At 62.9% G+C, this 25,663-nt stretch carries 27 protein-coding genes; 13 read left to right on the top strand and 14 right to left on the bottom strand.

Annotated features, from left to right (window positions below; all coding sequences use genetic code 11):
- Positions 1-5 precede the first annotated feature (5 nt).
- Positions 6-143 carry a hypothetical protein gene (locus GJ700_RS31060; protein WP_154381392.1) on the top strand — a complete coding sequence of 46 codons (138 nt, stop codon included), beginning with the start codon at positions 6-8 and terminating at the stop codon, positions 141-143.
- A gap of 134 nt (positions 144-277) precedes the next feature.
- Here GJ700_RS31060 and GJ700_RS31055 read toward each other — a convergent pair whose 3' ends face one another.
- The gene (locus tag GJ700_RS31055; RefSeq protein WP_154381390.1) at positions 278-1,045 is read right to left on the bottom strand and encodes a DeoR/GlpR family DNA-binding transcription regulator; all 768 of its coding nucleotides are present in this window, start codon (positions 1,043-1,045) and stop codon (positions 278-280) included.
- A gap of 276 nt (positions 1,046-1,321) precedes the next feature.
- Here GJ700_RS31055 and glpD point away from each other — a divergent pair, with 276 nt between their 5' ends.
- The 4 genes from glpD (at position 1,322) to GJ700_RS31035 (ending at position 5,085) form a co-directional block, all read left to right on the top strand.
- Positions 1,322-2,869 (top strand): glycerol-3-phosphate dehydrogenase, encoded by a 1,548-nt coding sequence (gene glpD / locus GJ700_RS31050; protein ID WP_154381388.1) that lies wholly within the window; start codon positions 1,322-1,324, stop codon positions 2,867-2,869.
- Between the two features lie 35 nt (positions 2,870-2,904).
- Positions 2,905-4,383 (top strand): glycerol kinase GlpK, encoded by a 1,479-nt coding sequence (gene glpK, locus GJ700_RS31045; protein WP_154381386.1) that lies wholly within the window; start codon positions 2,905-2,907, stop codon positions 4,381-4,383.
- Positions 4,384-4,483: 100 nt separating this feature from the next.
- Positions 4,484-4,897: a hypothetical protein gene (locus tag GJ700_RS31040; protein ID WP_154381384.1), complete on the top strand. Its 414-nt coding sequence runs from the start codon at positions 4,484-4,486 to the stop codon at positions 4,895-4,897.
- Positions 4,894-5,085 (top strand): helix-turn-helix transcriptional regulator, encoded by a 192-nt coding sequence (locus tag GJ700_RS31035; protein ID WP_154381382.1) that lies wholly within the window; start codon positions 4,894-4,896, stop codon positions 5,083-5,085. The genes GJ700_RS31040 and GJ700_RS31035 overlap by 4 nt, the downstream gene beginning before the upstream one ends.
- Here GJ700_RS31035 and GJ700_RS31030 read toward each other — a convergent pair.
- A complete protein-coding gene (locus GJ700_RS31030; protein ID WP_154381380.1) occupies positions 5,082-5,654 on the bottom strand; it encodes a helix-turn-helix domain-containing protein in 573 nt (190 codons plus the stop codon). The two genes, GJ700_RS31035 and GJ700_RS31030, sit on opposite strands and share 4 nt — an antisense overlap.
- Before the next feature lie 249 nt (positions 5,655-5,903).
- Between GJ700_RS31030 and kbl the strand changes: the two genes are divergently transcribed.
- The 6 genes from kbl to moaD all read left to right on the top strand — a co-directional run bounded on the left by kbl (position 5,904) and on the right by moaD (position 12,673).
- The gene (kbl, locus tag GJ700_RS31025) at positions 5,904-7,103 is read left to right on the top strand and encodes a glycine C-acetyltransferase (RefSeq protein ID WP_154381378.1); all 1,200 of its coding nucleotides are present in this window, start codon (positions 5,904-5,906) and stop codon (positions 7,101-7,103) included.
- Positions 7,104-7,139: 36 nt separating this feature from the next.
- Complete coding sequence (locus GJ700_RS31020; protein WP_154381376.1) at positions 7,140-8,102, top strand: NAD-dependent epimerase/dehydratase family protein; 963 nt, start codon at positions 7,140-7,142, stop codon at positions 8,100-8,102.
- A gap of 49 nt (positions 8,103-8,151) precedes the next feature.
- A complete protein-coding gene (locus GJ700_RS31015; RefSeq protein ID WP_154381374.1) occupies positions 8,152-9,531 on the top strand; it encodes an L-serine ammonia-lyase in 1,380 nt (459 codons plus the stop codon).
- 171 nt (positions 9,532-9,702) lie between these two features.
- On the top strand, positions 9,703-11,178 hold the full coding sequence (gene thrC / locus GJ700_RS31010) for a threonine synthase (RefSeq protein ID WP_154381372.1): 1,476 nt from the start codon (positions 9,703-9,705) through the stop codon (positions 11,176-11,178).
- Positions 11,178-12,419, top strand: coding sequence for a molybdopterin molybdotransferase MoeA (locus GJ700_RS31005; RefSeq protein ID WP_229507343.1), 1,242 nt, complete (start codon positions 11,178-11,180; stop codon positions 12,417-12,419). The genes thrC and GJ700_RS31005 overlap by 1 nt, the downstream gene beginning before the upstream one ends.
- On the top strand, positions 12,416-12,673 hold the full coding sequence (moaD, locus tag GJ700_RS31000; protein ID WP_371868214.1) for a molybdopterin converting factor subunit 1: 258 nt from the start codon (positions 12,416-12,418) through the stop codon (positions 12,671-12,673). Before GJ700_RS31005 ends, moaD begins: the two co-directional genes overlap by 4 nt.
- 10 nt (positions 12,674-12,683) lie before the next feature.
- Here the strand turns inward: moaD and GJ700_RS30995 are convergent, their stop codons facing one another.
- The gene (locus GJ700_RS30995; RefSeq protein WP_154381370.1) at positions 12,684-13,118 is read right to left on the bottom strand and encodes an SRPBCC family protein; all 435 of its coding nucleotides are present in this window, start codon (positions 13,116-13,118) and stop codon (positions 12,684-12,686) included.
- Between the two features lie 283 nt (positions 13,119-13,401).
- On the opposite strand from GJ700_RS30995, the gene GJ700_RS30990 reads away from it, so the two are divergent.
- The gene (locus GJ700_RS30990; protein WP_154381368.1) at positions 13,402-16,326 is read left to right on the top strand and encodes a bifunctional diguanylate cyclase/phosphodiesterase; all 2,925 of its coding nucleotides are present in this window, start codon (positions 13,402-13,404) and stop codon (positions 16,324-16,326) included.
- Positions 16,327-16,349: 23 nt separating this feature from the next.
- The gene (locus GJ700_RS30985) at positions 16,350-17,612 is read left to right on the top strand and encodes a TIGR03862 family flavoprotein (protein WP_229507342.1); all 1,263 of its coding nucleotides are present in this window, start codon (positions 16,350-16,352) and stop codon (positions 17,610-17,612) included.
- Here the strand turns inward: GJ700_RS30985 and GJ700_RS30980 are convergent.
- The 11 genes from GJ700_RS30980 to hpnC form a co-directional block, all read right to left on the bottom strand.
- On the bottom strand, positions 17,609-18,109 hold the full coding sequence (locus GJ700_RS30980) for a hypothetical protein (RefSeq protein ID WP_154381366.1): 501 nt from the start codon (positions 18,107-18,109) through the stop codon (positions 17,609-17,611). The genes GJ700_RS30985 and GJ700_RS30980 overlap by 4 nt on opposite strands.
- Positions 18,110-18,115: 6 nt before the next feature.
- On the bottom strand, positions 18,116-18,607 hold the full coding sequence (locus tag GJ700_RS30975) for a hypothetical protein (RefSeq protein WP_154381364.1): 492 nt from the start codon (positions 18,605-18,607) through the stop codon (positions 18,116-18,118).
- Between the two features lie 7 nt (positions 18,608-18,614).
- Entirely contained in the window at positions 18,615-18,884 is a 270-nt protein-coding gene (locus GJ700_RS30970) for a hypothetical protein (RefSeq protein ID WP_154381362.1), read from the bottom strand.
- Between the two features lie 52 nt (positions 18,885-18,936).
- A complete protein-coding gene (locus GJ700_RS30965; RefSeq protein WP_154381359.1) occupies positions 18,937-19,383 on the bottom strand; it encodes a hypothetical protein in 447 nt (148 codons plus the stop codon).
- Between the two features lie 306 nt (positions 19,384-19,689).
- The gene (locus tag GJ700_RS30960) at positions 19,690-20,355 is read right to left on the bottom strand and encodes an SOS response-associated peptidase (protein ID WP_154381357.1); all 666 of its coding nucleotides are present in this window, start codon (positions 20,353-20,355) and stop codon (positions 19,690-19,692) included.
- A gap of 15 nt (positions 20,356-20,370) precedes the next feature.
- Complete coding sequence (locus GJ700_RS30955) at positions 20,371-21,180, bottom strand: head GIN domain-containing protein (RefSeq protein WP_154381355.1); 810 nt, start codon at positions 21,178-21,180, stop codon at positions 20,371-20,373.
- Positions 21,181-21,197: 17 nt separating this feature from the next.
- Complete coding sequence (locus tag GJ700_RS30950) at positions 21,198-21,995, bottom strand: DUF1700 domain-containing protein (protein ID WP_154381353.1); 798 nt, start codon at positions 21,993-21,995, stop codon at positions 21,198-21,200.
- Positions 21,996-22,036: 41 nt separating this feature from the next.
- Entirely contained in the window at positions 22,037-22,165 is a 129-nt protein-coding gene (locus GJ700_RS35955) for a hypothetical protein (RefSeq protein ID WP_260117399.1), read from the bottom strand.
- A 139-nt stretch (positions 22,166-22,304) separates the two neighbouring features.
- Entirely contained in the window at positions 22,305-23,675 is a 1,371-nt protein-coding gene (hpnE, locus tag GJ700_RS30945; RefSeq protein WP_154381351.1) for a hydroxysqualene dehydroxylase HpnE, read from the bottom strand.
- Between the two features lie 153 nt (positions 23,676-23,828).
- A complete protein-coding gene (hpnD, locus tag GJ700_RS30940; RefSeq protein ID WP_154381349.1) occupies positions 23,829-24,662 on the bottom strand; it encodes a presqualene diphosphate synthase HpnD in 834 nt (277 codons plus the stop codon).
- A gap of 34 nt (positions 24,663-24,696) precedes the next feature.
- A complete protein-coding gene (hpnC, locus tag GJ700_RS30935; RefSeq protein WP_154381347.1) occupies positions 24,697-25,551 on the bottom strand; it encodes a squalene synthase HpnC in 855 nt (284 codons plus the stop codon).
- Between the last annotated feature and the right edge of the window lie 112 nt (positions 25,552-25,663).

Here is a 25,663-nt window from a genome sequence, read left to right as displayed (position 1 = left end):
CAAGCATGTGGCAATCCAAGTTCGCAGCACTGATTGCAGCGACATCCCTGTCGCTGAACGCATCCTTCGGCATGGTGCATTGCGATTTTTCCGGCATGTTCGGTGATGGCACAACACTTTGCGGCATCGCGCATTATGGATAACGCGCTTGCGGCGTTCACGCATTTCACCGGTGCGGGTCCGGCCACCTTCACCATATTTGACGACCAAGATGTATCGATGCATAACGTGGTGCTGGAATTTTATTAGGCTGTGCCGCAGCCTTCCGCTGAAGAGGTCATGTCGCCGGCTGCGACGCGACGATGACTTCCACGCCCGCCTTGTCAAATGCCTCCGCCGCTTCCGGCGGCAATGGCAAATCCGTGAAGAATTTGTCGATCTGCGCAACGCTGCCCAGGCGCACCATGGCGTGGCGGCCGAACTTCGTGTGGTCGGCCACCAGCCACACTTCGCGCGACTGTTCCATGATGGCTTGCGTGACACGCACTTCGCGATAGTCGTAATCGAGCAGGGTGCCGTCATGCTCGATGCCGGACACGCCGATGATGCCGATGTCCACCTTGAACTGGCGCATGAAGTCGATCGTGGCTTCGCCAATCACGCCGCGGTCGCGGTTGCGTACCAGGCCGCCCGCAATGATGATTTCCGTGTCGTCATTGTTGGACAGGATGGTCGCCACGTTGAGGTTGTTGGTGATCACGCGCAGCCCCCGGTGCTGCCGCAGGGCTTTCGCCACCTCTTCGCTGGTGGTGCCGATATTGATGATCAATGAGCGGCCGTTTTCCACGCGGGCCGCCGCCAGTTGCGCGATGCGGCACTTGGCTTCGCTGTCCATCTCGCGGCGCTGGTCGTAATCGATGTTTTGCACGGTCGACGGGATGCCCACGCCGCCATGGTAGCGGGCCAGCAGCCGCGCATCTTCCAGTTCGCGGATGTCGCGCCGGATGGTCTGTGTCGTCACGCCCAGCAGGCGCGCCAGTTCGTCGACGGACGTGTCGCCGTGCTGGCGGATATGGTCGAGCAGGTGGCGGTGGCGTGGCGTCATGGGCTTCTCAAATGAACGAAAACGAACAAGGCGAATTTTCCGGTATGCAATGCCATCTAGCGGCACAGGGCATTATAGAACACACCGGCAACGTCGCGAAGCCAACATAAGCGAACATAAACGAACATATTCTTGTTGTCTTCGATCAAAAAAACCGTACAATGACGGCACGCCCCGGAGATTTTAGCGGTGCGTGCTGGCAAAACGAACCGACGAGGAAATGAATATGAACATAAACAAACATTTTGCAGGCAACCCGGCGCGCCGGGCAACCTGATGATTTCGCCCACGAGCGCCGCGCGGCGGCTTGAGTGCGATCTGCTGATTGTCGGCGGCGGCATCAACGGCGCCGGCATCGCGCGCGATGCTGCCGGGCGCGGCTTGCGCGTGGTGCTGTGCGAGCAGCACGACCTGGCCCAGCACACGTCGTCCGCCAGCACCAAGCTGATTCACGGCGGCTTGCGCTACCTGGAATACTACGAGTTCAAGCTGGTGCGCAAGGCGCTGCAGGAACGGGAAGTGCTGCTGCGCGCCGCGCCCCACATCATGCGGCCGCTGCGTTTCGTGATGCCGCACGACGCGGCGCAGCGCCCCGCCTGGATGATCAGGGCAGGCCTGTTCCTGTACGACCACCTGGCCAGGCGTGAATTCCTGCCCGGTTCCGAAGGCGTGGCGCTGGACCGCCATCCGGCCGGCGCGCCCTTGCAGGGCAGCTACCGCAAGGGCTTTGTGTATTCGGACGGCTGGGTCGACGATGCGCGGCTGGTGGTGCTGAACGCGATGGACGCCCACGAGCGGGGCGCCACCATCCTCACGCGCACGCCGTGCACCGGCGTGCGGCAAGAGGGCGATGGCTGGCACGCCACCCTGGACAGCATCGAGCAGGGGCGCATCGACGTGCGGGCGCGCGCCATCGTCAATGCCGCCGGTCCGTGGACCGGGCGCTTTGCCGCCGGCGCGCTGGGCGGCGGCTACAGCCATGGCCTGCGCCTGATCAAGGGCAGCCACATCATCGTGCCGCGCCTGTTCGACCATGACTATGCGTACATTTTCCAGAATCCGGACAAGCGCATCATCTTCGCGATTCCATACCAGGATGAATTCACGCTGATCGGCACCACCGACCTCGAATACACGGGGGAGCCGGGGAAAGTCACCATCAGTCCCGAGGAAATCGAGTACCTGTGCGGGATGGCGAACCGCTATTTCAGCCGGCGCATCTCCAGCGCCGACGTGGTCGGCACTTATTCCGGCGTGCGTCCGCTGCTCGACGACAGCGCCAGCCAGGCGTCCGCCATTACCCGCGACTACGTCCTCGAATGCAATGAAGCGTTGCCGCCGTTCCTCAATATCTGGGGTGGCAAGATCACCACGTACCGCAAGCTGGCGGAAGAGGCGCTGGACATCCTGCAACGCCGCCTGGGACGCCGCGCGCCTGGCTGGACCGGCGAGGCGCCGCTGCCGGGCGGCGATTTGCAAGCGCCCGGGGAACTGGTGGCGGATTATGACTTCGACGGCTTTCTGTACAACTTCCGCCACCGCTATCCGTGGCTGCCGCAACCACTCGCGCAGCGCTACGCGCGCAATTACGGCAGCCGCGCCATCGCCATGCTTGGCAATGCGGCGGGCCTGTGCGACCTGGGCTCGGAACTGGCGCCCGGCTTGCATGAGCGGGAAGTGCGCTACCTGATGGATGTTGAATGGGCGCGCAGCGCCGAGGACATCCTGTGGCGGCGCACCAAGTGCGGCTTGCATGCGAAGCCGCAGGACGTCGAGCGGTTGCAGCGATGGATGCGGCAGGATGGGTTGCGGCGGCGCGCATAGCCGTTACGGATAACTAATTTCACGCAGGATTTGACATGGCATATTTACTGGCAATGGACCAGGGGACGTCCAGTTCGCGCAGCATTATTTTCCGAGATGGCGCCGTGGTCGCCACGGCGCAGCAGGAATTCCGCCAGATTTTCCCCCAGCCGGGGTGGGTTGAACACGATGCGCGGGAATTGTGGGACAGCCAGTTGGCGACGTCGCGCGCGGTGCTGGCCAAAGCCGGTTTACGGGCCGCAGACATTGCCGCGCTGGGCATCACCAACCAGCGCGAAACCACCATCGTGTGGGAACGGTCCACCGGCCGCCCGATCTTCAATGCCATCGTGTGGCAAGACCGCCGCACCGAAGCGCTGTGCCGGCAATTACGCGGCGATGGCCTGGCGGACGCGATCCGGCGCAAGACCGGGCTGGTGCTGGATCCGTATTTTTCCGCCACCAAGCTGAAATGGATACTCGATAACGTGGACGGCGCGCGGGGCCGCGCGGAACGGGGCGAATTGGCGTTCGGCACGGTGGACAGCTGGCTGGCCTGGAATCTGACGGGCGGCAAGTTGCACGTGACGGATGTCAGCAACGCCGCGCGCACCATGCTGTGGAACATCCATGACGGATGCTGGGACCCCGAACTGCTGGACTGGCTCGATATCCCGGCCGCGCTGCTGCCGGACGTGCAACCGTCGAGTCACCTGTTCGGCCACACGGATGCCGCGTGGCTGGGCGGCGCGGTGCCGATCGGCGGCATTGCCGGCGACCAGCAGGCCGCCCTGTTCGGCCAGGCGTGTTTTAAAGCCGGCATGGCGAAAAACACCTATGGCACCGGCTGTTTCATGCTGTTGCATACCGGGGAAAGCAGTGCGGAATCCCATAACGGTCTGATTAGCACGGCCGCGTGCCAGGCGGGGCCGCGGCGCCAGTATGCGCTGGAAGGCAGCGTGTTCATTGGCGGCGCCGTGGTGCAGTGGCTGCGCGACGGCTTGCAGGCCATCGAACAGGCAGCCGACATCGAAGCGCTGGCGGCCTCGGTGCCCGATGCGGGCGGTGTGGTGTTCGTGCCGTCGTTCACGGGCCTGGGGGCGCCATACTGGGTGCCGTCGGCCAAGGGCGCGATTTTCGGGCTGTCGCGCGGCACGACCGTGGCGCACATCGCGCGCGCCGCCCTGGAATCGATTGCCTTCCAGAGCGCGGCCTTGTTGCAGGCGATGCAGCGCGATGCCGCTTCCCCCATCACGGAATTGCGCGTCGATGGCGGCGCCTGCGCCAATTCGCTGTTGTTGCAATTCCAGGCGGATTTGCTGGGGATCCCCGTGGTGCGCCCGCAAGTCACGGAAACCACGGCGCTGGGCGCGGCGGCGCTGGCGGGCCTGGCCACCGGCGTGTATGGCAGCGCGGATGATCTGGCGGCGCAGTGGCGGGTGGACCGGGTGTTTGAGCCGCTGATCGGGCGCGATGAGGCCGGGCGGCGCATGCGCGACTGGGAGCAGGCCATTGCGCGGATAGGCGCCCCCTGAGCGTCCGGCAGGCGGTGCGGGTGGATGTAAAGTTTGCTTGACATGCCTGGCTGTCATCCCTAATATGTAAAGCACACTTTACATACGAGGAGGACTTACCATGCAACAGGATCGCCAGGTTTCTCAGCATGAACGCCGTATCGCCCGCCGCTACATGATCGAACTCGGTGGCAGCCTCGCCATCTACGTGGCGCTGATGGCGCCTTCGATGTTGTGGGGTGACGCCTTGCCGGACGGCGCGCTGAAAACCGCCGTGGCGGTGGCGCCGATGGGTGGTTTCCTGCTGATGATCTGGGCCATTGCACGGCAGGTGCAGCGGATGGATGAATATGTGCGCCGCCAGTTGCTGGAAACCATCGGCATCGCGGCCGCCATCACGGCCGGCGCCACTTTCACCTACGGTTTCCTGGAGACAGCGGGTTATCCGCGCCTCAGCATGTTCACGGTATGGGGCGTGATGGGAACATCGTGGGCCGCGGTCTGCGCCGCGCGCTGCCTGATGGCGAAGCGATGAAAAACACGATACGGGAATTGCGCGCCGAGCGGGGCTGGAGCCAGGCTTACCTGGCCGACCAGCTGGCCGTTTCGCGGCAGACAGTCAACGCCATCGAGACGGGGCGCTACGACCCGAGCCTGCCGCTGGCGTTTGCCATTGCCCGGTTGTTCGGCGCGCCCATCGAAGCGATTTTTTCCGAACCTTAGCGGTGAATCACCACCAATAGCGCCTTCGCTTCACTCTTGCCGGGATTGCGGATCGCGTGATCCTGGTCTCCCGCATAGCGGGCCGTACCGCCCAGTTTCACCTTGCGCCGCGAACCGGCCACTTCCAGTTCCACGGAACCGTGCAAGATCGTCAAGTGTTCCGTCGTACCCGGGTCATGCGCCTGCGACACCAGTTCGCCGCCCGGCGCCAAGGTCAATTCATACCATTCATATTTGCCCGCCAGCTCCATCGGACCGAGGATGCGCAGCAGGTAGCCCGCGTGGGCGCCGGGCAGCGTGGGCGTTTCGTGGGCCTCCAGCACGCGGATGGTTTCCACGGCTTTTTCCGCATCCGACAGCAATTCACCTATCGCCACCCCCAGCGCATTGGCCAGCCGCCACGTGATGGCGATGGTGGGGTTGGCTTTCTCCCGCTCGATCTGCGACAGCATGGATTTCGATACCCCGGCAATGCGGGACAAGTCTTCCAGGGTCAGGCCGCGCGCCAGACGCAGGCGCTGCAAGGCGGCGCCGACTTCCGGCGGGGCGTTATTTGATACGGCTTTCATGAGTTTTCAGTATTTCTATATCTTCTAAACATTGCAAAGTTCAATAGCCTTCGGTAAGATTCAATATATTGAACTTAAGTTCGATATCGAGAATCCGGCAAAGGTGGCGGAAGCGTTAAATAAATAAGAGTAAACTTTGACGCAAGTTCACTGAGATTCACGGTACAGCATAGGACGACACAAGGTCAAGCGCGGACCCGGTTACGCCGGGGAATCCGCAGCACGCAACCCCACCACGGAGAAGAAGCCATGAGCAAGCAAGCCGCGTTTTACAGCCAACTGCAGCAAACCCTGTCCACCCTGCGCGATGAGGGTCTGTTCAAGCCGGAGCGTGTGATTGCTTCCCGCCAGGGTTCTGAAGTGACGGGTGCGGACGGGCGAATGCTGATCAATATGTGCGCCAATAATTACCTGGGCCTGTCCGGCCAGGAATGGGTGGCGCAGGCTGCCATTGCCGCAACGGAAAAATATGGTTATGGCCTGTCGTCCGTGCGTTTCATCTGCGGCACGCAAACCGTGCACAAGGAACTGGAACAGGCGTTGTCGGCCTTCCTGGGCACCGAAGACACGATCCTGTACGCGGCAGCCTTCGACGCCAACGGCGGCGTGTTCGAGCCGCTGTTCGATGAAAATGACGCGATCATTTCCGACGCGCTGAACCACGCGTCGATCATCGATGGCATCCGCCTGTGCAAGGCGGCCCGTTTCCGCTATGCGCACAACGACATGGCCGACCTGGAAAAGCAATTGCAGGCGGCAAGCGACAAGCGCCACAAGATCATCGTCACCGACGGCGTGTTCTCGATGGACGGCACCATCGCCCAGCTGGACAAGATCGTCGCACTGGCCGAGAAATATGGCGCGTTGACCATGATCGACGAATGCCACGCGTCCGGCTTCATGGGCAAGACGGGCCGCGGCACGCACGAGCACCACAATGTGCTGGGCAAGATCGACATCATCACCGGCACCTTGGGCAAGGCGCTGGGCGGCGCCATGGGCGGTTTCACGTCCGGCCGCAAGGAAGTCATCGAGATGCTGCGCCAGAAATCGCGTCCTTACCTGTTCTCCAACACGCTGGCGCCATCGATTGCCGGCGCGTCGCTGGAAGTGCTGAAACGCCTGTCCGCCTCGACGGAATTGCGCGACCGCCTGCACGAGAACACCGCGTATTTCCGCCAGGAGATCGAGCGCATCGGCTTCACCATCAAGCCGGGCACGCACCCGGTGGTGCCGGTGATGCTGTTCGATGCGCAAGTGGCGCAAAAGTTTGCCGCGCGGATGTATGAGCTGGGCGTGCTGCTGTCGGGTTTCTTCTACCCGGTGGTGCCGATGGGCCAGGCGCGCGTGCGCGTGCAACTGTCGGCGGCGCACACCCGCGAACAACTCGACACGGTACTCAAGGCATTCGAACAGGCCGGCCACGAGCTGGGCCTGTTGAAAAAATAAATCATCGACAAGCGCACAACGCTGAACGGATACGACATGGAAAAGATTTTAGTTATTGGCGCCAATGGACAGATTGGCAGCGAACTGGTGGAAGCGCTGGCCAGGCAGCACGGCGCGCAGAATGTGATCGCCACCGACATCGGTGAAAAGAACGTCTACGGCGCGGCCCGTTACCAGACACTGAACGTGCTGGACAAGGCGGCGCTGGACAAGCTGGTGGCGGACGAAAACATCACGCAGGTGTACCAGCTGGCCGCGATGCTGTCGGCCACCGGCGAAGCGGCGCCGCTGCGCGCGTGGACCCTGAACATGGATGGTCTGCTGAACTTGCTGGAAACCGCCCGCGTGCGGGGCGAGCAGGGCAAGCCGCTGCGCATTTTCTGGCCGTCTTCGATTGCCGCGTTCGGCCCGAACACGCCGCAACACGAGACGCCGCAGCTGACCACGATGGACCCGACGACGATTTACGGCATCAGCAAGCTGGCCGGCGAGCGCCTGTGCGAGTACTACTTCCTGAAATACGGCGTGGACGTGCGTAGCATCCGCTACCCGGGCATCATCAGCTTCAAATCGCCCCCTGGCGGCGGCACCACCGATTATGCGATCGCGATTTTCCACGCGGCGCTGCGCGGTGAAACCTATGAATGCTTCCTCGGACCGAAAACCACGTTGCCGATGATTTACATGCCGGATGCGATCCGCGCCACGATTGAATTGATGGACGCGCCGGCGGAACAAATTAAAGTGCGTTCCTCCTATAATGTGGCGGGCGTATCGTTCAATCCCGCGCAACTGGCCGAGGCGATCACTCGCGCCGTGCCGGGCTTCAGGATCGAATACAAGCCGGACAGCCGGCAGGCAATCGCGGACACGTGGCCGCATAGCCTGGACGACTGTCATGCGACTGCCGACTGGGGCTGGAGAGCCCGCATCGGTGTCGAGGAAATGGTCAAGGACATGCTGGCGAACATCGACGTCGGTTTGGGCCAGGCCGCTTAAGCTACCTATCCGGTAGCGCAACCTAACGACAAGAAAGCAGGGACATCCGATGGACATGAGCGTTTTCGACCTATTCAAGATAGGCATAGGCCCCTCCAGCTCGCACACGGTGGGGCCAATGGTGGCGGCGCGCCGCTTCCTGGCCGATGCGGGTCCGTTGGATGATGTGGTGCGCGTCGACGTGGCGCTGTACGGTTCGCTGGCGCTGACCGGCGTCGGCCACGGCACCGACAAGGCCGTGATTCTTGGCCTGATGGGGGAAACCCCGCAGCACGTGAATCCGGACCAGGTCGACGCGATGCTGGCGGCTGCCGAGGCAAGGAAGGAATTGTGCTTGCTGGGAACGCACACGGTGCCGTTTTCCAGCGCCGCCAACCTGCAGTACCACAAGACTGAAAACCTGCCGGAACACCCGAACGGCATGCGCTGCACGCTGCGCCGCGCGGACGGTTCCACATTGTCGAAAGTGTATTACTCGATCGGCGGCGGCTTTATCCGTGAAGAGGGCGAAACGGCCGGCGGCAACGACAAGGCGCCGGTGGCATTGCCGTATCCGTTCGGCACCATGGCGGAATTGCTGCAGCACGGCAGCGACAGCGGCCTGACGATCCCGCAAATGTTGCGCGCCAATGAACTGGCGCGTATCGGCGAAGACGAGTTGAACGCGGGCATCGACCGCATCTGGCGCGTGATGCGCGACTGCATTGCCCATGGCCTGGAAACCGAAGGCAAGTTGCCCGGCGGCTTGAATGTCAAGCGCCGCGCGGCGGGGTTGTGGCGGCAAGCCCGCGGCGTGGAACGCGCCAATGAATTGCCGCACGACGCGCTGCACCAGGTCAGCCTGTATGCGATGGCCGTTAACGAGGAAAACGCGGCGGGCGGCCGCGTGGTGACGGCGCCCACCAATGGCGCGGCAGGCATCATTCCCGCCGTGCTGCGCTATTACGCGGAAGATTGCCACCCCAGCGATCCGGTGGCCGGCGTGCGCAATTTCATGCTGACGGCGGCCGCGATCGGCATGCTGTGCAAGCGCAATGCGTCGATTTCCGGCGCCGAAATCGGTTGCCAGGGCGAGGTGGGTGTGGCGTGCGCGATGGCGGCGGCCGGACTGGTGGCGGCGCTGGGCGGCAGTAACGCGCAGATTGAAAATGCGGCGGAAATCGGCATCGAACACCACCTGGGCATGACCTGCGATCCGATCGGCGGGCTGGTGCAAATCCCATGCATCGAACGCAACGGCATGGGCGCTGTGAAGGCCATCACGGCCGCGTCGCTGGCGCTGAAGGGGGACGGCACGCACTTTGTGTCGCTCGATGAAGTGATCGAGACCATGCGCCAGACGGGCGCGGACATGCAGGCCAAGTACAAGGAAACGTCGCTGGGCGGGCTGGCGATCCACGTGGTGACGGTGAATCACGCGGCTTGCTGAACGCCGCCATATGCAAGCCGGATGACGTTGTCGTTATCCGGCTTGCAACCCCTCTTGTCAACGGAGATACAAAACAGCAGAATATTCCAAATATGTGCGCAATGTACATATAAAGTCTGGCCGGACTATAATACCCGTTCGAATACGCATGCCAACCGGACTTTCATACCTATGCAATACGTGTCTACCCGCGCCATCGGCGCAGCTTCTTCCCAATCTCCTCAACAATTCTGCGACATTTTGCTGGGCGGCCTGGCCCCGGACGGCGGCCTGTACCTGCCGACCGAATACCCGCAAGTGACGGGCGCCGAACTGGATGCCTGGCGCAAACTGTCGTATGCCGACCTGGCGTTCGAGATCCTGAAGAAGTTTGCCACCGATATTCCGGAAGCGGACTTGAAAGCCCTGGCGGAAAAAACGTATACGGCCGACGTGTACCGTAATGCCCGCGCGGGCGAAGCCGCCGCGGACATCACGCCGCTGCGCGTGCTGGAAGAGGGCAACGGCAAGAAGCTGGTGTTGCAGGCGCTGTCGAACGGCCCGACCCTGGCGTTCAAGGACATGGCCATGCAATTGCTGGGCAACCTGTTCGAATACGCGCTGGCCCGCAAGGATGCGCAACTGAACATTTTCGGCGCTACGTCCGGCGACACCGGCAGCGCGGCCGAATACGCGATGCGCGGCAAGAAAGGCATCAAGGTGTTCATGCTGTCGCCGCACAAGAAAATGAGCGCGTTCCAGACGGCACAGATGTTCAGCCTGCAAGACCCGAACATTTTCAATATCGCCGTCGAAGGCGTGTTCGACGATTGCCAGGACATGGTCAAGGCCGTGTCGAACGACTTGCCGTTCAAGGCCAAACAAAAAATCGGCACCGTCAATTCCATCAACTGGGCCCGCGTCGTGGCGCAGGTCGTGTATTACTTCCGCGGCTACCTGGCGGCCACCACGTCGAACGACCAGAAGGTGTCGTTCACGGTCCCGTCGGGCAATTTCGGCAACATCTGCGCCGGCCATATCGCCCGCATGATGGGCCTGCCGATCGACAAGCTGGTGGTGGCCACCAATGAAAACGACGTGCTGGACGAATTCTTCCGCACCGGCATTTACCGCGTGCGCAAATCGGCCGAAACGTACCACACCAGCAGCCCGTCGATGGACATTTCCAAGGCATCGAACTTCGAGCGCTTCATCTTCGACCTGGTGGGCCGCGATTCGGAACGCACCCGCGCGCTGTTCACGAAAGTGGAAACCCATGGCGGCTTCGACCTGTCCGGCTATCCGGGCAGCGATGGCGACGAATTCACCAAGGTCGCGCAATACGGCTTCAAGTCCGGCAAGTCCACGCACGACGACCGCCTGAACACGATCCGCGACGTGGCCGACGATTACGGCATCGTGATCGACACGCACACGGCGGATGGCATCAAGGTCGCCAAGGAAAACCTGGAACCGGGCGTGACGATGATCGTGCTGGAAACCGCGCTGGCCGCCAAGTTCAATGAAACCATCCTCGAAGCGCTGGGCCAGGACGCGGAGCGCCCGGCCGGCTTTGAAAACATCGAAGCGCTGCCACAGCGTTTCGTGGTGATGCAAGCCGACGTGGAAAAAATGAAAGACTACATCGCATCCAATACGGGGCTGTAATGGCAGGAGCTGCAAACAAGCCGCCGATGCTGATGGTGCGGGAAGCGCTGGATTTCTTGCTGGCCGCCGCGCGTCCCGTGCCGGACATGGAAACCGTGCCGACGCTGGAAGCGAACGGCCGCGTGCTGGCGCAGGCGCAGGTGTCGGGCATGAACGTGCCTTCCGCCGACAATACGCAGATGGATGGCTATGCCGTGCGCGCGGAAGATTGCGCCAGCGGCGCCGCCACGCTGACGGTGTCGCAGCGGATTCCCGCCGGCCACGTGGGCCAGCCGCTGCTGCCCGGCACTGCCGCCCGCATTTTCACCGGCGCGATGATACCGGAAGGGGCGGATGCCGTCGTCATGCAGGAACAGTGCGAACTGGCCGGCAATGTGGTGACGGTCAACCATGCGCCGAAATCCGGCGAATGGATCCGCCGCGCCGGCGAAGACATCACGCACGGCAGCGTGATCCTGGCGGAAGGCACGCGCTTGCGCAGCCCGGAACTGGGCCTGGCCGCGTCGGTCGGCCTGGCGCAATTGCCGGTGCGCCGCCGTTTGCGCGTGGCTGTGTTCTTCACGGGCGACGAATTGACGATGCCGGGAGAGCCTCTGGCGCCGGGCGCCATCTACAATTCGAACCGCTTTACGTTGCGCGCGCTGCTGCAAAACCTGGGCTGCGAATTGACGGACTTCGGTATCGTGCCCGATTCGCTGGACGCCACGCGCGCCGTGCTGCGAAAGGCCGCCGCCGGCAATGACTTGATCATCACGTCGGGCGGCGTGTCCGTCGGCGAGGAAGACCATGTCAAACCGGCGGTGGAAGCGGAAGGCAAGCTGACCATGTGGCAAATCGCCATGAAGCCAGGCAAGCCGCTGGCCTTTGGCGAAGTGCTGAATGAGAACAATGCGGCGTTCTTCATGGGCTTGCCTGGCAATCCCGTGTCCAGCTTTGTCACGTTCCTGATATTCGTGCGGCCATTCATCCTGAAACTGCAGGGTGTGCATGACGCCGCCGCGCTGGCCCCCAAGGCGTACCAGCTGCGCGCGGACTTCGACTGGCCGAAGGCGGACCGCCGCAATGAATTCCTGCGCGCGCGGCTGAACGACCAAGGCGGGCTGGAATTGTTCGCGAACCAGGGTTCCGGCGTGCTGACGTCGACCGTGTGGGCCGATGGCCTGATCGACAATCCGCCGGGCCAGGCCATCCGCCGTGGCGACGTGGTGCGCTTTATTCCATTTTCCGAGGTGATGCCGTGAAACTGACGTTGCGTTTTTTTGCCAGCGTGCGCGAAGCGCTCGGCATGCCGGCGGACACCGTGGAGTTTCCCGACTCGATCGCCACGGTGGCGGAGGTACGCGCCGCGCTGGTGGCGCGTGGCGGGGCCTGGGCCACGGCCCTCGGCGAAGGCCGGTCGCTGCGCATGGCCTGCAACCAGATCATGTGCAAGCCGGATGCGCCGGTCAAGGAGGGCGACGAAGTGGCGTTCTTCCCGCCGGTCACCGGCGGGTAAGTTGGGCTGTTTATTGTTCGACCAATAGCCCCAGCAATACCAGCGACTGCTGCCACCCCAGGTAGCATGATGTGGCCGGAATCACCGCCGGCACGCCTTCCTGCACGATGTGCACTTCCGTTCCGCATTCGACCGCCGTCAGGGTGACGGTGGTCTGCATTTCGCCCGGCAGGTTCGGGTCGTCGAACGTGGCCGTGTAGCGCAGCAGCGCACCCGGTTTCAGCTCGCGGTAGACGCCGCCAAACGAATGGCCATGGCCGGTGCCGATGTCGGTGAACGACATGCGGTAGCTGCCGCCTTCTTTCGCATCCATTTCATGGACAGTGCACGTATAGCCGTTCGGTGGCAGCCATTTGGACATGGCGGCCGGGGTCAGGAAGGCGTTGTAAATGCGTTCAGGGCTGGAGCGCAGCACGCGGTGCAGGCGGATGGTGTTCGTGTTCATGGTGATCTCCTGTGTGATTGAAGGGGCTTACATGGCAACGACGGATGACGGTGGACAGAATCGACAGCGAATCGACATCGTACGCAATAAAATTCCGTAACGCTCCGGCATGATTGCTGTTTTGCCCAGGTATCGCTTGTTTGTGTTGCAGTTGAGAATGAATGGTTTCATGCTGGGAATTGTCGTATATACTGTCTTCATTACCTCTCCGGCCACCTAATCCCGCGGCCGGAGCACCAATTTGCGTCGCCTTCCCCCTGCGGCCAGTATTTCAGGAGGAACCATGCGCGCCTATTTTGAACGGCTCCCTTTCCGTACCCAGCTCATCGTCGGCTTCGGCATCATCGCCGGACTGATTTTTTTCAGCGACATGCTGAAAATGGTGGACAGTGCACGCAGCATGGCGGCCATCGAACACTATTTCAAAACGGAAGACCGCATCGCCAACCTCGCCGCCGACAGTGTCGCGGCGCTGGAGAAGGCGCGCCGGCTGGAACAGGAATGCCTGCAGCGCTGGCACACGACAGGTGGCGACGCGGGCACCACCAATTGCGCACGCCCCGTGTTCGATCAGCTGGCCGTGGTGCGGAGCATGATGGCGGAAGCGCGCGCGTTGAAAGAGGATTTGTCGACGGCGCGCCGCACGCGGGCGGTGGAAACGTACACCTTGTTGTATGAGCACCACTTCCTGCGCGTGGTGCACCTGTACGGCGAGTCGGCGCACTTTGCGGCGGCGTCCCGCGCATTCGACACGGCGCTGTCCGGCCTGCCGCAGTTTCAGCCTGACCTGCGCGCGGTCCATCTGGCCGAGCAGCAGGTGCTGCGGGGCGGTTCCGCACGCGATGCGGCGGCCACGGAAGACGCGGTGGCCCGGTTGCAGCAGCATATCGTACAAGCCCCGTTGCCTGACGAACGCCGCCGTGCCGCGCTGGAAGCGGTCCGGCGCTTTGGCGACGCCTTTTCCGCCTATGTGCAGTTGAAGCTGGAAATCGACAGCGCCAGCGCGGAGTACATGGCGGCGGCGCGGGAAATCGAACCGGCATTGTCGCAATTGCGGGAACAAGCTGCCGCCGCGCAGGACAGCGCGCGTGGCAAGCTGGCGGGCGCCACCAGTGTGCTGAGCGTGCTGGGCGGGCTGGTCTGGCTGGTCAACCTGGTGGCGGCGCTGGCGCTGGCCGCCTGGATGGGGCGGGGCTTGCGGCGCTGGTGCGGTGAAGCGCTGGCATTTTGCCGGGGACTGGCGGCCCGTGACTGGTCGGTGCGCATGCTGGAAGCCGGTGGCAACCACGATCTCGGCCAATTGGCGCAAGCCATGAACGGCATGGCGGACAGTTTGCAGCAGGTTGACGCGCAACAGGCGCGGCAAGTGGCCTCGCTGGAAAAGGCGAACCGCGCGCTGCGCATGCTGTTCCGCTGTAACGAGGGCATGATGCGCGGCGCCAGCGAACCGGAATTACTGGACGCCGCCTGCCAGCAACTGGTGGCCGAGGGAGGCTATCCGCTGGTGTGGATCGGCATGCCTTGCCACGATGACTTGTCGAGCATCCGTCCCGCTTCGGTGGCCGGCGCGACGGCGGGAAGCGCAACGGACATCCAGTCCTTGCATTTCTGCTGGGGCGGGGCGCCGGAGCAGCGCGGCCTGGCCGGCGAAGCCATCGTACGCGAGCAAGCCGTGGTGGCGCGGGCCGGGGACGGCTCGCCCGGTGAACTGGGGTTTGCCTGTGGTGCGGGATTGCCCCTGCTGTGGCGCGGCGAAGTGCTGGGCGTGCTGGTGTTGTATGGCCGCGATGAACAGGCGTTCGACCGCGACGAACTGCAATTGCTGCAAGACCTGGCCTGCGACTTGTCGGCAAAACTGGCCGGCATGCGCGACGCGTTGCGCCGGCGCCTGGCCGAACAAGCCATCGATTACCAGACCCGGCATGATCTGCTGACGGGCTTGCCGAACCGTGCGTTGCTGGGCGAGCGACTGCAGCAGGCCACCATCCGCGCCGTGCGCGACTCGCAACGGGTGGCCGTGCTGGTGCTGGGACTGGACCGTTTCCGCGCCATCAGCGCCCAGTATGGAACGGAAGCCGGCAACGCCATGCTGAAACACGCGGCGCAGGTGCTGACGGCCGGGCTGCGCGATGGCGATACGGTGGCGCGTTTGCTGGGCGATGAATTTGCCGTGGTGGTGGGCGGCCTCGCGGTGCAGGAAGACGCGATGACGGTGGCGTCGAAACTGATGGCGGCGTTGCAGCAGCCGGTGCTGGTCAACGGTATCGCGCTGACGACGACGGCCAGTGTGGGGATCAGTCTGCACTTGCGCGATGGCGTCGATACGGCCACCTTGCTGTGCTGTGCCAATGCGGCCATGGTCAGCGCCCAGGCCATGGGCGGCAACCGCATGCGCTACTACGCGCCGGAATTGAATGAGCGGGCGATGCGCCTGGCCGCGCTGGAAACGGACTTGTTGCGCGCGCTGGCGCAGGGCGAGTTGGCCGTGCATTACCTGCCGCGCGCCACGGTGGCGACCGGCGGTATCGTGGCGGCCGAAGCGCTGCTGCGCTGGCGGCATCCGCAATGGGGCATGGTGCCGTCCTGCGAATTCATCGCCGCGGCCGAACGCTCCGGGTTGATTATTGAACTGGGCCGCTGGCTGCTGCGCGATGTGTGCCGCCAACTGCGCGCGTGGCAAGACCAGGGCCGCCAGCCGCCCGTGGTGGCTGTCAACCTGACGGCGCGCCAGTTCCGCTATGACCGGCTGGAAGCGGATATCCGCTCCGCGCTGGCGGAATTCAATGTGGCGCCGGACCGGCTGGAATGCGATATCGCGGAATCGACCGTCATGCACCGGCTCGACGAAGCCATCGCCCGCTTGCATGCGCTCCGCGCGATCGGCGTGCGGCTGTCGCTGGAAGACTTCGGTGTCGGCCATTCGTCGCTGGGCCGCTTGCGCGAAATGCCGGTGCAATCGCTGAAAATCGGCCAGTCCTATGTGCGGCACCTGGATGAGAATGCCGCCGATGCCGCAGTCTGCGGCTCCATCATCGCGCTGGCGCACAACCTGCACTTGACGGTGGTGGCGGAGGGCGTGGAATCCGAGGGTTCCGCGCGTTACCTGCGCGAACAGCATTGCGATGAAATCCAGGGGCAGTATGTGGCCCATGCGCTGCCGGCCGACGATTTCGCGGGGCTGATGGAGCGCCAGCCGGTATTGGCATAAAGGATGGCGGGACGGCGTGTACAATGCTGTCCCTTATGGACAATCCCACCCACCTTCACACCACGCGCGTCGCCATCATCGGCGGCGGCCCGGCCGGCCTGATGGCGGCCCAGGCCCTGGCGGAAGCCGGCGTTGCCGCCGACGTCTACGACGCAATGCCGTCCGTCGGCCGAAAATTCCTGCTGGCGGGACGCGGCGGCATGAACATCACGCATGCCGAAGACTATCCAACCTTCGTGAGGCGCTACGGCAAGCGCTCGGCCGCGCTGCGCCCGATGCTCGACGCTTTCACACCGCAGCAGGTGCGGGACTGGATACACGGCCTGGGCATCGCCACCTTTGTCGGCACGTCCGGGCGTGTCTTCCCCACGGATATGAAAGCAGCGCCGTTGCTGCGGGCCTGGCTGCACCGGCTGAAAGAGCAGGGTGTGCGCTTCCACCAGCGGCACCGGTGGATAGGCTGGTCCGGTGACGGCGCGTTGCGGCTGGCGTCGCCGGACGGCGAGGTGCTGGTGCGGGCCGATGCCGTGGTGCTGGCGCTGGGTGGCGGCAGCTGGGCCAGGCTGGGTTCCGACGGCGCCTGGGTGCCGTTGCTGCAACAGGCGGGTGTCGACACGGCGCCGCTGGCGCCGTCGAATTGCGGCTTCGACGTGGGCTGGAGCGAACATTTCAGTGCGCGCCATGCGGGCGAACCGCTGACGACGGTCGCCATCGGTTATGACGGTGCTGATGGGGTAACCGTGTGGAAGAAGGGCCAGTTCGTCGTGACGGCCACCGGTATCGAGGGCAGCCTGGTGTACGCGCTGTCCGCGCCACTGCGCGACCGTATCGCCAGCGACGGCAGCGCCACGATTTATCTGGACCTGTTGCCGGACTTGCCGGCCGAGCGGGTGCTGGATGATGTCAGCAAGCCGCGTGGGTCCCGTTCCATGTCCAGCCATTTGCAGAGCCGTCTTGGTATCAAAGGCGTCAAGGCGGGACTATTGCGCGAGCGCGCCAGCAAAGAGGAATGCGCGGACCCGGAGCAACTGGCCCGCGTATTGAAACGCTTGCCGGTCGTGCTGCGTGCGCCCCGTCCCATCGATGAAGCCATCAGCAGCGCGGGCGGCGTGCGCTTCGAGGCGCTGGAGGGCACGATGGTGAAGGCACTGCCCGGTGTGTTCGTGGCGGGGGAGATGATGGATTGGGAAGCGCCGACCGGTGGGTATCTGTTGACGGCGTGCTTTGCCACGGGGATTCAGGCGGCCAACGATGTGGTGGCCTGGCTGGGGCGCGGTGCGGGTTAACCGGAATAGCACTGATAGGTCACCCTGGTAATCAAGCCCGCCTGAGTACGGAACTGAACGCCGTCGGCGTCGCCGCCATATACCCGCGTCAAATCCTTGTCGTCCTTCGCCGCCTCCCCAAGCAACTTGCGCGCGGCCGCTGCCGGCTCACCGATCTTGACGGGCAACAGGTGATTCCACCTCGGGCTGCTCACGTCGGCATGCGTCACCATCAATGTTGAAGGATCGTTGGACAGCTCGATGATGCCCAGGTCCAGGCCGTCGAAGACGAGGGTTTTCCTCGTGGCCGTATAGCCGTCCCAGTGCTCGACTTCTGCAACCGCTTCACTCCGGAGACGGCCCATGGAGCGGATTTTTCGCGCGTCGCGGGGCAATTGCAGCCCGAACGGACCACCGATGCAATGCACGGGTTCGACGTAGGCGTATTCCTGGGCGGGGGCGCCGGTGCAAGCCAGTGTGGCTGCCAGTGCGGCAAGTATCTGCTTCAACTTATGCATGGATCTCTACGACTTCGTTTGCAGGATTTCTTTCAATGTCGCGCGCCCGTCGCCGTATGCAATATCCGCGATGCGCCAGCCGCGGGTGGTTTGAATGAGAGTGTAGGTAAGCCGGGACGACGTGCCGGCGAAGCGCAAGGACGCGATGACGGATGTCGGCGATGCACCTTGCCCGACCTGGACGGACGCGCCATCGGGATCCTGGTTTCCCCACAGCGGGAGAAAATCGAGGCGGCAAATCTCCCGCGTCTTGGCCACGCAAGCGCGGTCCCGCAGCAATAATTCGGCGAGTTCCGGTGTGAAGTAGCGGAGGAGTACTGCTCGCGGTTGATCGATCATGCCCCGGGCGTCCGGGGCTTCCAGTACTGCCTCGTATGCGAATGTCTGGTAGAGATTGCTTACCAGGGCGACTTGCGGCGGCCTCACTTCAGCCGGGCGGGCCGGAATCGCAATGGCCAAGGCCGCGATGAGGAATATGCTGTGGAGACTGCTTAGCATGGCGCGTTCACCTATTTGCGCGCTTCGTTGCCTGACTTTTTGCCACGCTACGCCATGTTTCGTCATCGGGCTCCAGTTCCGGATATGCCCTCACCGACGGCATGATGGTGGCATCGATGACTTCGCCCATGGCGTGCGCGAAAGCCTGCTTCATGGCAGTTTGCTGTTCCAGGGATAGCCCGCCAATCGCATCCGCAAGGGCGGCATTCAGCGCTGCAATCGCATCGATTCCGCCGTCGCGGATGATGCGGGCGCATTCGAGGGTTGGTGGAGTCATGAGAAAACCTCGTCTGTAGTGGCCGGGCGTGGCCTCCGGTTAGCGTACCGCATCATTTCTTGATGCCTATCTCAGCAATGACACTCGCCGCTTGCTTTGCAGGAGCAGAATTTCCGCAGCTATCAACGAAGTAAGTATGGCCATCTCTGCTTAGAAAAAGCAGATAATCTTCACCCAATTCCATCGGAAAACGTGTCGACGTATTGTCGGATCGGAGTTGGATGAAATGGTCAACGGTACCTTTTAGCCGGCGCCGTACCTCAACCCGGTAAAGTATGGCGCTTACCCCGTTCGGGTCCGCCGCATCTTCCTGCAGTTCACTTTGCTTAGAGACGCGGCCGACAATAACCGCGGCACTTGACATGAATTCGTCACGGGCGCCTGGATGTCTGCCATCGAGACACATCGCCGGCGCATCCGTCATCGGCGCAAGTAAAGCCAAACAAACAGCGAACCGCCGAAAGGCCATTTTTATCCTTCGTTGCTTACTTTGGATCACTCTGCGCCTTCCTGAACCATTTTCGTAGTAAAGCGACGGAGGATACAAGGAACACAGCACCGCAAGCGAGGAAGAGCCCGCCCCAAAAACGAAGATTCAATTCTGCCCTGGTTCCGGTATACAGGCTCCCGGCCTGAACCAGAGCAAGCGCGCAATATAGTGCTCCAATAATGCTCAGGGATAGCATCAGTATGGTAAATCGGTGTTTCATTGTCGATTGACTCAGTAGCCCCACAGGAAAACGACGAATTAAACAGGATTCACTATTGTCACATATGCAATGATATCCAGCCACTCAGTGGGCAATCAAAACAATTCGGCCTGCGGCGAAGGCGCCGCTTCCCGTGGCGCCGCCAGCGCCGTCATCCATTCCGCCGGATACGCTTGCAAAAATGCTCGTGCCTGCTCAGGATCCTTGCACCCCAGCCAGGCATCGTAATCTTCCTTCCGGATCACCACCAGGCTGCGCTTTTCATCCTCAGGACGGTGGAAGCGGCGCATCAGTGGATGGTCGTCCGCGTTGATGGTCAATTGCGTGAATGAGCGGCTGCGCGTGCCGTCCGGCGCCAGCCACGTGCGGTACAGGCCGGCCACGGCAAACGGTTCCTGGTCCGCCATGGAAATCGCCCAGCGTTGCGCGCGGCCGCTTTCGTAATTCGGTTCGAAGAAGGCCTGCATCGGCACCAGGCACAGACGGCAGTTTTGCCAGGCGCCGCGATAGGTGCGCAAGTCGCCCACGGTTTCCGCGCGCGCGTTCATCGTCGTCATGCGCTGGCCGGGTTCGAGTTCGGATTGGGGAATGAAACCGTAGGAGGCCACCACCAGACGGCGGCGGCCGTAAATGTCGTGCACGATGATGGGACCGCGATAGTCCTGGTACAGTTCTTCGCGCCAGTCTTCGCCGGTTTCCAGCGGGGTGCGGAAAAAGTCAAAGCACAGTTGGCGCGATACGGTGATGTAGTTGACACACATCCCGTTATTGTAACGTCACTGGTTCCAGCTGACTTCGCCCGAGCCGGTGCGGCTGACGTTGCGGGTATCCGGATTGCCGTACACCTTGATGTCGCCGCTGCCGCGCAGCGTCAGTTCGGCGGAACGGCGGGCAAACACGTTGGTGGTGCCGGAACCTTTCAGGTTCACGGTCACCTGGTCGGACGCCATGTGCTGCGCGTCGAGGTCGCCGGAACCATTCAAGTCCGCGTTCAGCGTCTTGCAGCTGCCGCTGGTCTTGATCTGGCCGGAACCGACCATTTCCAGCGCGACGGCGTCGCTGTTGCCGGTATTGAGGTTCAGGTCGCCGCTGCCGTGCACGCCGGCTTCCACCTGCTTGAAGCGGCCATTGAATTTCACGTTGCCGGAGCCGAACAGTTGCACTTTCAGGCGTTCGCCGGAAAAGCCGTCGACGTTGCTGTCGCCCGTGCCGTGCACTTCCAGCGTGCTCAGCGACGGCAGCACCAGTTCCACTTGCAGCGGACGGCGGTGGTGGAACAGCATGCCCTTGGTGCCGATATGCAGCACGTTGCCGTCCTGTTCGGTGGCGACATTGGCCAGCAGGCGCTGTTCGCCGCGCACTTTCAAGGATGGCTTGTCGCCCTGGATCAGGGTCAGGTCGATCGGGCCGGACAGTTCCACGGACGTGATGCCGGGCGCCACGGGGCGGGTTTCACTGCCGACCGTGCGGCCGGCGGCGCTGGTGGGATTGCTCTGGCCGTGGGTGCGCAGCATGGTATAGGCGAAGGCGATCAGCACGAAGGACAACAGCAACAGGCTGACGCCGATTTTAATCAAAGCACGCATGGTGTCTCCTGTCCGCCTCAGCGGCCCCGCAGCAGGGAAAAGTTCATCTGGATATAGCGCTTGATGCCGGCGATCGTGTATTTCGTGACGACCAGGCTCAGCAGACACAGCATGATGCCGAGGATGACCATGGCCATGCCGAACGCCGCTTGCGTCACGCGCGATTCGCTATCGAGTTCGGTGGAAATCTTCACGCTGCCGTTGGCAACGCGTTCGGCTTTTTCAATGATGCGCTCGGACGCGGTCTCGCGCTCGTCGTCTTCGTCCCCGCCGGCGTCATCATCATGACCGGAGCGGCTGCGGTCGCGGTCCTGGAACACTTCGATGCCGGTCTGGCCGATCGATACGCGGGTTTGCGTGCCGCGTTCATCGTCGCCGAAGTGGACGAATTCGCGCAGCGGGCCGTCCAGCACCAGTTCGTTGGTGCCGGCCAGGCCGCTGGCCGTGATGGCCACGCCGGACAGGTAAAAGGCGAATGCGCACGCATAGACAGCGGTCAGCAGCGACGCGAACACCATCGCGGGCACCACCATGAACAGGTTGAACACGGCCAGGCCGATGAACGAAACCGCCATGCGCGCCCAGTTCATCGGGCTTTTGGTCTGCTGGTAAGCATCCATGTGCACGTTGGCGCGTAACGTCATGGCGATCTTGCGTGGTTCGCCCAGTTCTTCGGCGATTTCCTCTTCGCTGCGCCCGGCGACCATGCCATCAATGAAACGCTGCTCGTAGTACGCCATGGTCCTGGCCACGGTTTCCGGCGGCAGTCCCGCCAGGGCTTTTTGCAGCGCGTCCAGGTATGCCTGCTTATTCATACAAATCCTCGTCAACCTTCAATTTGGCAAGCGGGGTCAGCTCAGTTCAACACCGTCTGATATTGCAGCGGCAGTGCCGCCGCGCCATGTTCGCCCACCACGATCACCGCCGTGGCGGCTGCAACCAGTGCCAGAATTGCCAGGGTTTTCAGTGTCAGTACCAGGTCCATCGCCATGCTCCATGTTGTGCATTTATCGATGATGTGACTGTACGCAAACCCACCGGTACAAGCCACTGATGTGCGACAAGATGCAAATTTGGCGGGGCAGACGGCTGAATGCGGGGATAGTCCGGGCGCCATACACGGGCTAATGCTTGCTTTTGAGAAATTCCGCAGCCGCCGCGAGGCCGCTGCGGACGGCCCACTCCAGCGTGGCCGGGTACTCGCCCGCAGTATAGTCGCCCGCAAGCAGCAGTCCCGCCATGCCGCTGGCGTTGGCGGGGCGGTCCAGCGCCGGGGCGCAGGCGAACGTCGCGCGTTTTTCCGTGATGACGCGCGCCCATTGCGGCTGCGCCAGTTCCGGGCGTTTCAGCACCTGGGCCATCTGGCCGGCGCAGGCCGCGGTCAAATCGTGTTGGGGTAGCGCGGCCGCATCGCCGGATGCGCTGATCACCACCGCCAGCAGACCGGCCTGGCGCGCATCGAGCTGGCCACGGTCGAACACGAACTGGCCCCAGTGGCCGGCTTCCGGCGCATCGACCAGCGCGATAAACGGCAGGTCGAGCCGGACGGCGGGGGCGTATTGCAGGTAGACGGTGGTAATGGCTTCGTGGCTGAAGGCGCGCAGGCGCGCGGCCAGTGCGGCGGGCACGGCGGGTTCGGCCTGCCACGGGGTGGCATCGAGCAGCGCCGCCGCGTGCGGCGCGCCACAGGCGAGGATCACGGCATCGTAGCGCTGTTCCCAGTGTTCGCCCAGTGCCGCGCCGGTCGCCTGCACGCGCCAGCCGCCGTCCGGCTGGGGCAGCAGGGCGGTGCCCTTGGCGCCGGTGTGGACTACGCCGCCGTGTTGCACGACGTATTGCGCCGCCAGGTCGGGCAGCAGCGCGGACAGGTCCGCCTTCGGCACCAGCATGTCGGAAGCGCTGCGCTTCGCGCCCAGGCTGTCGCGCAGCACGGCGAGGAACACGTTGGCGGACGCGCGTTCCGGCGGCGTGTTCAGCGCGGCCAGGCACAGCGGGCGCCACATCAGTTTAATTAAGCGCGGGGTCTGGTCGAAGCGCTGCAGCAATTCCGAAACGGTGCAATCGGTGTCGAATTGCCAGCCCATCCAGCGCGCCGTGGTGGAAAAGCGCGCCAGGCTCAGCTTGTCTTCGCGGTCCAGGCCGGTGGCGCGCAGCAGGGCGCCCAGCAAGTGGAACGGGGCGGGCAGGCGGGGCGCGATGAAATCCATGCCACCGGAATCGGGCGCGTAGCGCATTTGCAGCGGGACGTTCAGCAGCGCCGCATCGATGTCCGCGCCCAGCTTGCGCATCAGTTTCAGGGTGTCGCGGTAGGCGCCCAGCATGATGTGCTGGCCGTTATCCACCGTGCGGCCATCGATCTCCACGCGGCGCGCGCGGCCGCCCAGGGTGCGGGCCGATTCCAGCAGGGTGACGTGAACACCACGTCCGGCCAGCTCCACTGCGGCGGCGCAGCCGGCCCAGCCGGCGCCAATTACCGCGACCCGGCGAACGCTCATACGGCGTTTGCTCCGTGGGGCGGTTTTGCGGAGCAAAGCCGCCGTGCTGGTGTTTCGCTTACATTGAACGTCGCCGGGGTGCGGGCATGGCGGCTTCCGCTGCGCGGGAACCGCCCTACGGGGGAAATGTCCAAGGTCAGCATGCTGCGGGAATCAGCCACGGATATAGGTTTTCCACGCCAGCCACAGCTTGCGGATCGGCGTCAGCGAGATGCGCTGGGTCAGCACGTGGAAACCGTCCTGCTGGATTTCCGTCAGCAAGGTGCGGTAGATGGCAGCCATGATCAGGCCCGGGCGCTGGGCGCGGCGGTCCTCGGCAGGCAGCAGCGCGAAAGCTTCGTCATACATTTGCTGCGCGCGTTCGGCCTGGAAGCGCATCAGTTTTTCGAAGTTGTCGCTGTGGCGGGCATTCAGCAAATCGGCGGCCGTGACATTAAATTGCTGTAATTCGTTAACCGGCAAATAAATGCGGCCTTTGCGGGCATCTTCGCCCACGTCGCGGATGATATTCGTCAGCTGGAATGCCAGGCCCAGCTTTTCCGCGTATTGCAGGGTTTCCGGCTTGGTCGCGCCGAATATGCTGGCCGATAAAATGCCGACCACGCTGGCCACGTGCCAGCAATATTTTTTCAGGCCCGGATAATCGAGGTAACGGGTCTGGTTTAAATCCATTTCCATGCCATCGATAATGGCCTGTAAATGTTCCTGTTTCAGCTGGTAGGTTTGCAAATGGGGCGCCAGCGCCTGTGTGACAGGGTGATTCATGGTACCCAGGTACATGCCGGCAATCTCCTTGCGCCACCATTCGAGCTTTACCCGGGCCACGCCTTCGTCCGTGCATTCATCGACGGTGTCGTCCACTTCGCGGCAAAAAGCATACAGCGCCATGATGGCGCGGCGCCGTTCCACGGGCAGGAACAGGAAGCTGTAATAAAAGCTGGACCCGCTGGCGGCGGCTTTCTGCTGGCAGTATTCGTCGGGAGACATATCTAAAAGGCAATGGTGGTGCTAAGGAAAGGCGCTATTCTAAGCGATGCGAGGCTGCGGCGAGCTTTTTCAACTGGTTGCGCATGGTCAGCGCGCGCCAAACCACCTTGATCCAGTCCCATTTGCCCAGCTTGGGCCGGTGCCGGAACACGTCGTATTCGACTTCTTCGATCGCTTCCAGGATGCGCAAGCCCCCTTGCACCACCAGCCGTAATTCCAGCCCGATGCGCCCCGGCAGGCGCAGCGCCAGCGGCGCGCCGGACAGCATCAGCGCGCGCGCCCGCGCCACTTCGAATTTCATCAGGTTGCGCCATTTGGCCTGGCCGTCCGCGTGGCCCAGTTGCGCGGGCGACACGGCAAACCGGGTCAGGTCTTCCAGCGGTAAATAAATACGTTCCTTGTGCAGGTCGATCGCCACGTCTTGCAGGAAATTGATGATTTGCAGCGCCGAACAGATCGCATCGGAATCGCGCACATTGGTTTCGTCGGCGGCCTTGTACAGCGACAGCATCAGCAATCCCACCGGATTGGCGGAACGCGCGCAGTAATCCAGCAAATCGGCGTAAGTGCGGTAGCGCTGCACGACGACGTCCTGTTTAAAGGCGGACAGCAAATCGTGGAACGGCGCCATCGGCAAGTCGAATTCGCGGATGACGCCAGCCAGGCGGGCGAACATCGGCGGTAGCCCTTCTTCCTGGCGGCCGATGCGCTGCAGTTGCAATTCATACAGGTTCAGCGCGGCCAGGCGTTCGTCCGGCGTCGCGTCGCCTTCATCGGCAAGGTCGTCGGCGCTGCGGGCAAAGGCATAAATGGCTTCCACGGCCGGCACCAGGCGGCGTGGCAGCAGGACGGAAGCGACAGGGAAATTCTCGTAATGGTCGACGGGCATAGAGGCTAACAACTAAATGACGCGAAAGTCATTTGCATTCGGAACGACTCGGCATATAATTTTTTGATTGACGGAAAGTCATTCTCTTGACCGGCATCATAGTGCCTGGACG

It is taken from the genome of Pseudoduganella rivuli (assembly GCF_009674485.1).
Classification (GTDB): Bacteria; Pseudomonadota; Gammaproteobacteria; order Burkholderiales; family Burkholderiaceae_D; genus Rugamonas; species Rugamonas rivuli_B.
Note: the sequence above shows the minus strand (reverse complement) of the source record. Positions and strands in the feature narration are given on the sequence as shown.